The organism is Bacillus sp. AF62, assembly GCF_050312695.1.
Taxonomy (GTDB): domain Bacteria; phylum Bacillota; class Bacilli; order Bacillales; family Bacillaceae_G; genus Bacillus_A; species Bacillus_A cereus.
Window position 1 is genome coordinate 23,851 of sequence record NZ_JBNPJZ010000117.1, and the last position, 11,922, is coordinate 35,772.

Here is an 11,922-nt window from a genome sequence, read left to right on the forward strand (position 1 = left end):
ATTTTCTCAATTAAAATTTGGATACATGTTACAAAAGAATAAGATGCTCCATGAGTTATTTGTGTCGGAAATTGTAAAACAAGCTATTTTAGATGCCGGAATCAATTTTATAAACAAAATATGTTTCTTTTGTTATCATAAGGAAAAAGAAAAATAGGGGAGAATGGAAGATGAATGCAAAAGAAACGAGAATTCAAATTATAAATATACAAGAACAGCATTGCCGTGGATGTGAATATCTATTCGGATCCTATCAACATTGCATTGCAAATTGTAAATGGGGGAAAGAAGTATACCAGTTAGGAAAGCATTTGTCTGGTGAGGAAAATGTGAAAGCAAAGAATGCAGAATGGAAATGGGATCAATTGTGTGAGGATACGGTTCAGTTACGGAATACAGGAATGGGATATGTGGAAATTGCAAAACGGTTAAAATGTCGCGCCAGTAGTTTACGTGAGCATTTGAAAAAGCGTGGACTATATGAATGATGTACTAACGATGTTATAAGAATATGGATGGTATTTAAAAGTGAATAAAAAACTTGCAATGTTAGTATGCGGTATTTTTACTCATCCGCCAGTCCTTATTGAGATACATGCTAGTATGTATGGAAGGAAGTAAATTTGTTTCAATACGATGAACATAAGTCGTATTCTAGCCAAATGAATCCAAAACCTGAGCTTAGGTTTTGGATTCGCAACATATAATGCATGCAAACTTAGATGTTATTTTTTTATATTGATTTTTCCAATGGTATTAAATTCATCATCAGGTTTTGAGACTCCCACGACTAAAGTCGCAAGCCCTAATCCTTACGGATTGACGGGTGGGATTCTTGAATGACTAAACGTTCGCAGTCCATTTCTGTTTTGAACAGACTTCAAGATGAGGGCATCTCATTGCCCCTCCTAAGACAGTGCCTATAGCATCTTAGGCTGATTGACTGTTACCATCAATCACAGTTGCGTAGCGAATATTCATCGCCCCAACAATATCACGATGTTTCTCAAATCCACATCGGCACTTGTATTTTCTGTCTGGTGCTTTGTTCTTTTCAGAACATTTCGGACATGTTTGACTTGTATAAGCAGGGTTCACATATTCTACCTTAATACCAACTAAATTCGCTTTGTATTCAATGAATTGTGCTAAACGATAGAATGACCAAGTGTGTAGATTTTTCTCGTTTTTACGGCTTGTTCTTGCCGTCTGTCTAATATTAATTAGTTGTTCTAAACGAATAACAGAAATGTTATTATCGGTTGCAAAGTCAATGATTTCACGACTTACTTTGTGGTCTTGGTCTTGCATCCATCTTTGTTCTTTATCATCAAGTTGTCGAATGGCATTTAATTTCTTATTTTCACCTAACTTCTTACGAACACTACGAAACTTACGTTTCATATATTTGTTTTGTCTACCATTGCCGAAGAAACGAACTTTCTCATCGTCTGTGATGGCTACCGCAGGGACTTTAAGACCTAAATCTACCCCTAAAATCTTCGTTCCTGTTTTTTCATTTGTAGGAATTGTGACAGATATTTGAGCAATCCACTTATTAGATTTCTTCGTGATACGAAGTGTACCTAACTTGTGTGTTAACAAATTAAAATTGCGATTATATTTATCAGTTAATAAAGCACGAACCTTTAAGCGAGTTGATTTTCCATTTACCATGAGTGGAACTGAAATGTGCGTGAAGTCAAACGAATAGTTTTGATTGTTCCATACACAAACAGGTCTCTTTAGAATCGGAATAACTTTGTATTTACTTTTTTTCACCTTTGTAGAAAACACACTTTTAGCGTCTTTAATTGCTTGGTTCTTCACTGCGCTTGGAAGATTCGCTTCAGCCATTTCAGATACAAGTGTATTAATGACTTTGATATACTCATAGCTACTTTGTTCCAATAACTGAATTTGTTCTTTTGTTGGAAGCAATTTAACTTTGACTGTGATTGTTTGTGACACAATTTTCACCCCCTCGTCTTTTGATTTTCAACATACTGTTTAATTGTCTCAGTCGATACATTTCCAGCAGTAGAAACAAAATAGGAACGTGTCCATAGACTTGGTAAGGAACGAGTTAGTTCATTAGAACGTAAAATCCCCCCATTTTTCAATTCGAAAATCGCTATGATTTCTATGACACCAATATTTCCATTTTTCTTCTTTACATGAATCTCATATCTTAGAGTTGCTTTCTGCTTCTCTTCATCAAATAAAAAATCATAAAAAGGTGACAATGCCCGTGTTTCTACTATACTTTTTAAAACCTCCATGTGAGTATGAAACCCTTGTATATTCACCTCCGTACCAACCGTAACCTGTATATATTGGTCACTAAAATAATCTGATATTTTATCTAACTTCAAATCTAAGATAACATCTTGATACACTTGCTTTAAAAATGTATAAGCTTGTTCTTTATTCAACACGATCACTCCTTCCATATTTCGTTTGTCCATGCATTTCAAAAGGGGATAATAATATCTAATCTTACTTCATCAAATGTATCAAATAGATGATAGTGGTTCTCTGCTTTTTGATGAAGTTTTTCATAAATGGAGGCTAATTGGCTTTCAAAAATAGTTACAATAAAATACATCAATTTCTATTACCTTCTTTTTATTACCATCTTGATTGCCTTTATAATCGCTAGTTTAGATACATGTAATTTGCTTGAGAATAACACAGAGTTTGTTTAGATGTTTTTATAAAAAACCCCGTTATTTATAATTTGTATGAAATGAACCAAGTTTATTATATTAGAAAAAACATATTGTCCTTATAGCTAAATGATTGAGAAATAAAGATGTCTTGTAATCTATATGTAACAACTTTTTATTACATATAGGGTGCATGGTGCTTAAAATGAATGTGTAAAATCATGCATATTCCGAAGGGATAAACTTTTTAGGAGCAATGTAATTACAGACCAGTAGATATTCGAGGGTAATGAAAAAAATAAAATTCAGAATATTTAATTTGTTTTTTCTCAACATTTGAATTAAAATAAACCTATATTCTATCATTCTCACAGAAGGGATTAAAAAGAGATGAAAATGGTCTTATGTTCATTATTAGAAGAGTTGCTGCAAGACTATGAGAAACATCACTCACGTATGTATTTTATGTTCAAACAAGACGAAGGGGACTATGTTTTTACTGATGTGAATCAGGCATTATTACAAACTGTTCATCAACAAAGAACTGATTTTGTAGGACAAACCATAGATACTGCACCGCATCTTGGAGATGAAGCCACAAGGAAAAAAATAAAAAACATTTATCCATTAGCTTGGTCCGGAAAAAAGTGATTTTTTACTGTTTTCCAGATCGTAATGTAGATATATTTGTAATCACATATCTTGAACCTCAATATGAACAAGGTGAAGTGGTACAAGTGAGAGGGCGCTGTGCATCCTTTGCTAAAAATGAATTCCAAGATACGTTACAATATCTTGAAGAGTTTGTCACTTTTGAAATGTTACCTGAATAATTCACAGTATGTTCCTCCACCAATCACATATATAGGCTGTGTATATGTGAAATCATAGTGTGCGCGATTATTTTCTCAACAAAAATGTTGGGTACATATGATAGAATAAATCTAGATAGGGTTTTTATGTATATTTGTCAGTATATCAAGAGATGTTATTAAAATTAAAGTGGTTATCAAGCTAAAGGAAGACACTCATGAGAGTGTTTTTCTTTTTCAAAAAATGATGAGGACTAAGAAAAATATCATGTAATACATATATGCTCCTTATCCATATGCTTTTCTAGGGACCTTTAGCTCAGTTGGTCAGAGCAGACGGCTCATAACCGTCCGGTCGTAGGTTCAAATCCTACAAGGTCCATCACTATTGGTATACTTTTCTTATTAGAACATACATGGGTATGGACAATCCTAATACAGAAACAGTTATATGAATCATATAATAAGATTGAGAATGAATATAAGTAACAAACAGACAAAGGTGCTCCTAGGGGCACCTTTGTCTGTTTATAGAACTTTAATATATATTACTTCTCAATATATATAGAACGTATAATCGTACGTGTGTATGGATGCCCCGCTTTATTTTTCCCTTTCACATCAATGGTAAAATTGTATACACCTGATTGCTCTATATGCTGTAACGTGGTAGATAGCGTATGTGCATCTACTTGCTGAACGCCATCAGATTGTGAAATCAGTGTACCTTTCTGATCGACAATTCGAACCGTCATAGAGACATCCTCCGCTTCAACTGGATTTTTATCAGCAGATTGGATTTGTAATTTTGCTTGATTTGCTTTCAGTTTAGCCGGTATTTTCAAATGGAAAGGTGCTTCTTGTTGATACTGTACCATCGCTAAATAAGCATCTTTCCTTTCCGTATTCATACGTATCTTCCAGTCTCCCACTTCCATACTTTTTATTTGAAATGTATGAATAAAGGCCCCTTTAAAAAAGGTATCATCACCCGTTGTTACTACCGCATCCTGTTCGGTGTAAACCTTCCCTGATGGCGAAATAAGTTGTATCTCTACTTGTTTACTCGCAGTTAAAACCGATACAGTTCCTGATGTCAATGTATCCACAGAAAACACAGCGCGGTTTTCTTGATGTGGGATCAGTTCTCCGCCTAAAACCGTTTGGTTTTCTGTCGGTCCTAACTCCGTATAGGGCTCATTCTTAGAAGGCGCGGCATACGGTGACCATGCTGGCCCCATTTTTTTCGTTCGTAAGTAAGGTTCTATGCGAGAAAAGACGGCACTTCCCGTTCGAATCGAATCATGATCTAATGTAACATCAGAAAAAAGGTGGGCACCGTACGGCAAAGTGGTACTCCATTCACTGACAAGTCCATCGTTATTTCCATATGGTGACAAATACAATCCTCCCATAGATAAAGCAGAAAAAGTGGGCCCCCAACTGGTTCCTGCTATCGTGTAATACTGATTGGATTTTGTGGCAGGATTCGTATCAATAATCGAGCGAAAACGTGCCATTTCTCCGGTTTGTAACGCATACGTTCCTTCATCTTGTTGCCCTAGTAAAGAGGCCAGCCATCCCGCCCACCAACTATAGGATAAATCTGCTAGATGTGTCCCATAATGAGGGGACCCAAGTGTGATGACCTTATCAACAAAACGATGCGCCCCATATTGTACAAGAGCCGCTTGTGTATCAATGCCCCCTTTGCTATGCGCGATGATGTTGACTTTTTTCCCGAAATGTTGCGAAATGGCTTCTAATTTTGCAGCTAATAGTTTCCCATTTGTCCAAGGACTTACCGACCCTGTTCCCGCCGCATCGTACAGTTGTACAAAAGTAGTTTGATAGCCAGCATCGTAAGCAAGGTCATACATCGTATTTTTTCCATGATAGTAAGTATCTCCATACCAATCATTTGCTTTTCCATTTTTTCCTTGCACAAATACAATTGGTGATTTAGTAGGATCTACCTGTGCAGGTGTTGCCCCCACAAACCAATCCCCTGGACGGAATGTTTCTTTTGGTGGAAATACCTTTCCGTAATTTGGATATGTTTCTGCAGATACAGAATGTGCGTTATAAAAAATGAAAAATAAGAACAGTAAAAGAAAGGATTGCAGTAGTCTTTTACAATATTTCAAATAAATACCCCCTCATGCTTTTTATCTTTACATACACTTTCAAATGAAAATTACATCTTCTCACCTCCTTGTACATATAATTCTTGATGATATTCGGTCTCTAAAAGAGAAAACCCTTTTATTCTAGCCGTTTCGCGATATTTCTCAAAATACTTCCCGTATATCCGATATATAATGGGGAGACCTGGCAGAATTGTCTAGGATCATAGAAAAAGAACGTACGTACGATCCGAAGGCTGCGTCATTAAATTTATCTGTGTCTATTTTATTAACTTAATATCACTACCTGTAACATTGGTTACGCAGGATTAGATGCAAAACAAGATTTCTTCATAGACGGAGGAACGGGCTCACGTTCTCGTAGTAAAGAAAAAAACAAACAGAATTTACAACACATGTCGTCCTTTTTAAAAGAAGACCATGCAGATTTTGTCTTGTTACAGCATTCCGTTCTTTTGATCGAAATGAATATCAATTTTTTCAACAGGAGTTATCCTACCACGCTTCTACATTCGGTTATAATTATAGGAATCCATGGGATATGTGGAATTAGGACTGGCTACTTTTTCTACCTACTTCATACAACAGACAACTCGTTTTCAATTACCAGGGAGAGAACCTTGGCCCAAACAACTCTTTGATTTAGATCGTGCGATGGTAGAACACATTATCCCGGTTGAAAATGGAAAGAATTTACGAATCGTAAATCTACATGTATCGGCATATGATGCAGGTGGAAGTATCCGCAAACAACAACTGCAATACGTAAAACAATATATGCATACACAGTATCAGAAGGGAGATTATGTGATTGTAGGTGGCAACTAGAATCAGCTACTGTCGGATATTCAGTTACAAGACCCCGCATTTTTAGATGCCTGGCCCAAATGGTTAGTACGTTTGCCCCAAGATTTTACAGAAGGAGGCTTTCAATGGGCTGTAGATTCTTCTGTGTATACGATACGCGATAATCGTAAGGCATACATAAAAGGAAAAAGTTTTGTGACCATTATTGATGGATTTTTAGTCTCACCTAATGTGGAAATCCTTCAAGTCAAGGGACACGATTTACAGTTTACACATAGTGATCATAATCCTGTGAGTGTTGTTTTTCAATTACAGTAGAGCAGAAAACATACGTTTGAATAAACTTTTGGGAGACGTGAATAAACATGAAACAAGCATATAAAATTGTTGTTATCGGAGCTGGTACAGCTGGGATTTCCTTGGCTGCTCATTTACTCCGTCATGCCCCTGTATTAAAAGAACAGGTAGCCATCATAGACTCTGCTCAAACACATTATTTCCAACCACTATGGACCTTTGCGGGAGCTGGGATTGTCAAAAAAGAAGCAACGATGAAAAAGCAATCTGACCTCATTCCAGAAGGCGTACATTGGATACAAAGGAAAGTTGCGGAAATAAGTCCTGTAGAAAACAGGTTGCTGCTAGAGGATGGAACTATTATTGCCTATGAAATTTTAATTGTAGCTGCGGGTATTCAAATTCATTGGGATCACATTAAAGGATTGAAAGAATCGATTGGACAAAATGGTGTTTGTAGTAATTATTCGTATGACTATACGGATGCAACCTGGAGAGAAATCCAACAATTTAAAGGAGGAAACGCCATCTTTACACATCCGAATACCCCTATCAAGTGTGGCGGTGCACCCCAAAAAATTATGTATTTAGCTGAAGAATATTTTTGTCAACAAGATGTCCGGGAAAAAAGTAAGATTATGTTTCAAACAGCAAATCCGCATATTTTTCATGTACCTCGCTATGCTTCCTCTTTAGAAAAGGTGATTCAGAGGAAACAAATTATAACGAACTTTCATCAGAATTTAGTAGAAATTAACGTTGAAAAAAAAGAAGCGATTTTTGAAGATCTACAAACAGGTAACAGAGAAAGCATACCTTATCATCTCTTACATGTTGTCCCGCCTATGGGACCACCTGATATGATCAAGAATAGTTTACTAGGAGACGAAGAGGGATGGGTAGATGTAAACCCTTATACACTGCAGCATGTACGGTACCCCAACATATTTGGAATCGGAGATTGCACCAATTTGCCAACTTCTAAAACGGGGGCGGCTATTCGAAAACAAATCCCTGTTGTAAGAGAAAACCTGTTGGCATTTTTACAGGGACAGGAGGTACAAGCGACATACGATGGCTATACATCTTGCCCCATTGTCACGGGATATAAAAGTTTGATTTTAGCAGAATTTGATTATCATCAGGAAGAACAAGAAACATTTCCGTTTGATCAATCGAAAGAAAGATATAGTATGTTCTTGTTAAAGAGATATGCACTTCCTTTTCTATATTGGAGATATATGCTGAAAGGCATTGTATAAGAAATGACGGCTCTGGTGCAAAAATAGTGGGTTTATGAAAAATGAACGAACGATTCCTAACGGAATTGAAATTTATGCTGTTAAACCAAAGATTTCATTGATAAGATACATTTGCTTTTGGACAGACTTCTCCCCTTGGAGGGTTTGTCCTTTTTTGATTATATGCATAGCTTCTATTCCAGCGATTATTTTTGTAGCTGTTTGCAAAGATTTCAATCTCAGCATATTCCGAATCCGTTTTTTGATAAATCGATGATCTTGCTCAATGATATTGTTTAACGAATTTACCGAAAGAATTCTCCTACCTCAAGCGTGTGAAGGGCGCTAGCCCAACGGTAGGTGGGAGATGAATTTCGGTTTGGCATAGCCAAACACTTTTGATAAACTAGCTATATGAAGCTCTTTGATAACTTGATATATGAGGTTGCAGGAAGAAAATAGAGTGCGAACAACAAGCCATTCGGTTCCTGCGTAAAATATCAACCGTACCAAGAGAGCGTCCAAGTGTTGGACATCTAGGGGGGGAACACCCCGAAGTAACGCTCAAGGAGACGAAAGGTTGCTTCCGTCGTGGAACTGAGAAGCTCCCACTTCAAGCTTTGCTAAGTGGCGAGTAGTTCACTAACATATGATTACATATAGAATTACCCCATCCCATATATATTCTATCATAGATGTTTCTATCGCATACAATATCCAGCAATTTGAATAAAATATACTTCTCAATCGGTTTCAATTTGAAAGCAAATTCCCCCCTGCAAAATCGCGTCTTATTTTCATCACTTTATATTTCTCAATATACTAGTAAAGGTTAAAAAAATGATTTGCCATATATAAATACTGTTGGGATGATTTTAAAACAATAAACGATAAGCAAAAAGATCATACAAGTTAGATGCCTATTGTTGTAATCCCAACAAGACAAAAAAGAAGAAGGGAGGGATGTTTATGAAAACCATCTGTGTTTTTCATGAAGCATTTCCATAGTCGAATGATTTGGTTTCCATACTCTATGAAAAAATCTGAACCCTCATGTGACAGTCAACTAGAATTTTTTGATTTTTGAACTGGAGGAATTGGATGAAACGTATAAGTAAGATTATAATCATGTTGTTGTGTTGTACCCTGTTAGGTTCCGTACATGTTGTACAGGCAAGTTCTATACAAATTTCTAGCAAACTAATTATATCTAGGCCGGTTAGTAGCGTAGCGCAAGGTATGCTGGGGAATGCATTGGTACCACCACCTAATCCGAGCCCCTATGGTTTCCATGTAAATTCATCGAAAATAAAACGGCAATACATGGCACAACACCCTTTCCAGAAACCATATCTGTATACTTCACATTTGTTCCCTACACCCTTTCAAATCGACCGATCCATTCAACCACCTGATGAGAAACTAAACTTTGCAACGTTCGCTGCTACATCAGCCACTCAACAAGTATATACAATGGCACAATTACAAGCACTTAGCTATGAAAATCTCGTACAAGTACTTTCGACCATACGTTGGAGTGACATTACGGATTTATTTCAATTTAATGCAGACTCTCTCGCATTCTATCAAGATCAAAATCGTGTGCAATTTTTAATTCAAGCATTAGCAAAAAGAGGCGCGACGTATACCACAACCAATTCAAATGGAATAGAGACGTTCGTGGAAGTATTGCGCTCCGGATTCTATTTAGGCTATTACTATAAAGAGCTTGCTTATCTCAATGAGCGTACGTTTCATGATACCTGCTTACCTGCTTTACAAGCAATCGCAAACAATCCAGCTTTTCGACTTGGAACAATAGAACAAGATCGAGTTGTGAAAGCTTATGGAAATTTAATTGGAAATGCCTCGAGTAATCCAGAAATTGTATCGTTAGCGGTTCCAATTTTAAATCAATTTAATCAAAATTTACAAACGTACGCGAAAGAATATTCAAAAGGAACAGCGGTATACAGTCTCTTAAGTGGCATTGACTATGATCTTCAAATGTATTTGTACCAAACTGGTACATCACCTAACCAATCACCTTGGTATGGGAAGATAAACACCTTTATCGATGAGATTGGAAAAATGGCATTATACGGTCAAGTCAATGCCGACACGGGATGGATTATTAATAATGGAATTTATTATACAAGTAGAATAGGTGATTTTCATACCACGGCACAAAAAGGGTTACAAATGATTACGAATGCCTTACAAGTGTATCCTTATTTAAGTGAAGCGTATCTAACTGCCGCTCAGCAAATTGACGAAAGATATAATGGAAAAGATTATAAAGGAAATCTGATTTCATACAAGCAAATTCAAGAAGCAGGTAAGAAAAAATATATACCGAAAGCTTACACATTTGATAACGGATCTATGATTATTCGAACGGGCCAACAAGTAACAACGGAGAAAGCCCAAAGACTCTATTGGGCATCTAAAGAAGTCCAAGCCCAATTTTATCGTGTAGTTGGTTCCGATACACCATTAGAACAAGGGCATCGCGATGATATTTTGACTATGGTGATTTATAATAATCCTGAAGAATATCGGTTGAATCGTTTATTATATGGGTATGATACGAATAATGGTGGAATGTATATTGAACAAGATGGAACCTTCTTTACGTATGAGCGAACACCACAGGATAGTATCTATAGTTTAGAAGAGTTATTTCGTCATGAGTATACACACTATCTCCAAGGGCGTTATCTTGTTCCAGGGTTATTTGGTGAAGGGAAGCTCTATGAAAATGAGCGTTTAACTTGGTTCGAAGAAGGTGGTGCAGAATTTTTTGCTGGATCTACCCGTACCCATCAAGTTGTACCCAGAAAAACAATCGTACAACAATTGGCCGTGAATCCTTTGAATCGATACACCTTACAGCAGACCTTATATGCCACATATGGCAATTGGGAATTCTATAATTATGCGTTTGCCTTACAGTCTTATTTGTATCAAAATCAGTGGGATTTATTTTCTCAATTGCACCATATCATAAAAAATAATCAAGTGATACAATATGATCAATATCGTACAACAGTCAGTAAGGATGTAACACTCAATGTGGCGTATCAAAACTATATGCAGCTGTTAATTGATCATCAGAATGAATATACCGATTCAGCTGTTTCAGATGAATATTTACAACAGCCCACAGCGAAGCCTTTGGCAGATGTACAAAAAGAAATTACCAAAATTATACCGCTTCAAAATGCGAATATGACAGAGCAAACATCTGACTTCTTTCATACGTTTACCTTACAAGGTACGTACACAGGAATGAAAACAGCAGGTGCCGAGTCCGATTGGAGAAATCTAAATACGGTATTAGATACAATACTAGAGCAGTTATCGGCGAAACCTTGGAATGGCTATAAAACAATGACCGCCTATTTTACAAATTACCGAGTCAATACCAATAATCAAATAGAATGTGAGATTGTTTTTCAAGGTATTGCAAATAATATAGTGGAATCCAAGGAACCAAATGAATCCATTCAGGAGGCAACTCCACTACCTTTTCGAACAAATTTTATAGGTCACTTTGATGCAAATAATTCCTTAGATATGTATCAATTAAATGTGCAATCCCCAAACAAATTGGCTATTGAGGTAATCAATCAACATCAGATTCAAATGAATTGGGTCCTATACCACGAAAAAAACTTGAAAAATCCAGTAGCGTATGCCAAGTTTCAAGGACAACAATTATTTGAAACGTATACGGCACAACCCGGAAAATATTATTTATATGTATATAGTTATGACAATCGACCAGGCAGGTATCAGGGGCTTGTCACAATAGAATAGAAAAAGGTAGATTCGTTATTTTTGTACAGTATGGGGTATATCCATACTGTTTTTTAGTATTCTCGACTTTTTTATACATTTATTTCTCAACTTCAACGGATTGCATCTTTCCTACTCGTTTTATATG

The 11,922-nt window shown here is 36.5% G+C and carries 8 protein-coding genes, 1 tRNA gene and 2 pseudogenes; 7 read left to right on the forward strand and 4 right to left on the reverse strand.

The features are described from left to right. Positions 1-170 precede the first annotated feature (170 nt). Positions 171-488, forward strand: coding sequence for a hypothetical protein (locus ACQRBL_RS28545; RefSeq protein ID WP_000991919.1), 318 nt, complete (start codon positions 171-173; stop codon positions 486-488). Between the two features lie 442 nt (positions 489-930). Here ACQRBL_RS28545 and ACQRBL_RS28550 read toward each other — a convergent pair whose 3' ends face one another. Both ACQRBL_RS28550 and ACQRBL_RS28555 read right to left on the reverse strand, forming a co-directional pair. Beyond that, positions 931-1,971 (reverse strand): RNA-guided endonuclease InsQ/TnpB family protein, encoded by a 1,041-nt coding sequence (locus ACQRBL_RS28550; RefSeq protein WP_411996436.1) that lies wholly within the window; start codon positions 1,969-1,971, stop codon positions 931-933. Positions 1,972-1,976: 5 nt separating this feature from the next. Next, entirely contained in the window at positions 1,977-2,435 is a 459-nt protein-coding gene (locus ACQRBL_RS28555; protein ID WP_001031356.1) for a transposase, read from the reverse strand. 624 nt (positions 2,436-3,059) lie between these two features. On the opposite strand from ACQRBL_RS28555, the gene ACQRBL_RS28560 reads away from it, so the two are divergent. The 3 genes from ACQRBL_RS28560 to ACQRBL_RS28570 all read left to right on the forward strand — a co-directional run bounded on the left by ACQRBL_RS28560 (position 3,060) and on the right by ACQRBL_RS28570 (position 3,863). Further along, on the forward strand, positions 3,060-3,320 hold the full coding sequence (locus tag ACQRBL_RS28560) for a hypothetical protein (RefSeq protein ID WP_411996435.1): 261 nt from the start codon (positions 3,060-3,062) through the stop codon (positions 3,318-3,320). Then, positions 3,317-3,502 (forward strand): hypothetical protein, encoded by a 186-nt coding sequence (locus ACQRBL_RS28565; protein ID WP_411996434.1) that lies wholly within the window; start codon positions 3,317-3,319, stop codon positions 3,500-3,502. Before ACQRBL_RS28560 ends, ACQRBL_RS28565 begins: the two co-directional genes overlap by 4 nt. A gap of 287 nt (positions 3,503-3,789) precedes the next feature. After that, positions 3,790-3,863, forward strand: a tRNA-Ile gene (locus ACQRBL_RS28570). Between the two features lie 166 nt (positions 3,864-4,029). Here ACQRBL_RS28570 and ACQRBL_RS28575 read toward each other — a convergent pair. Continuing rightward, entirely contained in the window at positions 4,030-5,628 is a 1,599-nt protein-coding gene (locus tag ACQRBL_RS28575; RefSeq protein WP_411996433.1) for an esterase/lipase family protein, read from the reverse strand. Between the two features lie 278 nt (positions 5,629-5,906). On the opposite strand from ACQRBL_RS28575, the pseudogene ACQRBL_RS28580 reads away from it, so the two are divergent. Together ACQRBL_RS28580 and ACQRBL_RS28585 are read left to right on the forward strand one after the other, a co-directional pair. Then, a pseudogene (locus ACQRBL_RS28580) lies at positions 5,907-6,753 on the forward strand (endonuclease/exonuclease/phosphatase family protein); the annotation flags it as partial. Between the two features lie 41 nt (positions 6,754-6,794). Next, positions 6,795-7,994 carry an NAD(P)/FAD-dependent oxidoreductase gene (locus ACQRBL_RS28585; RefSeq protein ID WP_148315227.1) on the forward strand — a complete coding sequence of 400 codons (1,200 nt, stop codon included), beginning with the start codon at positions 6,795-6,797 and terminating at the stop codon, positions 7,992-7,994. Between the two features lie 72 nt (positions 7,995-8,066). Here the strand turns inward: ACQRBL_RS28585 and ACQRBL_RS28590 are convergent. Next, positions 8,067-8,273, reverse strand: a pseudogene (locus ACQRBL_RS28590) (DDE-type integrase/transposase/recombinase); the annotation flags it as partial. An 801-nt stretch (positions 8,274-9,074) separates the two neighbouring features. Between ACQRBL_RS28590 and ACQRBL_RS28595 the strand changes: the two are divergent. Further along, the gene (locus ACQRBL_RS28595; protein ID WP_411996432.1) at positions 9,075-11,795 is read left to right on the forward strand and encodes a collagenase; all 2,721 of its coding nucleotides are present in this window, start codon (positions 9,075-9,077) and stop codon (positions 11,793-11,795) included. Positions 11,796-11,922: the final 127 nt, after the last annotated feature.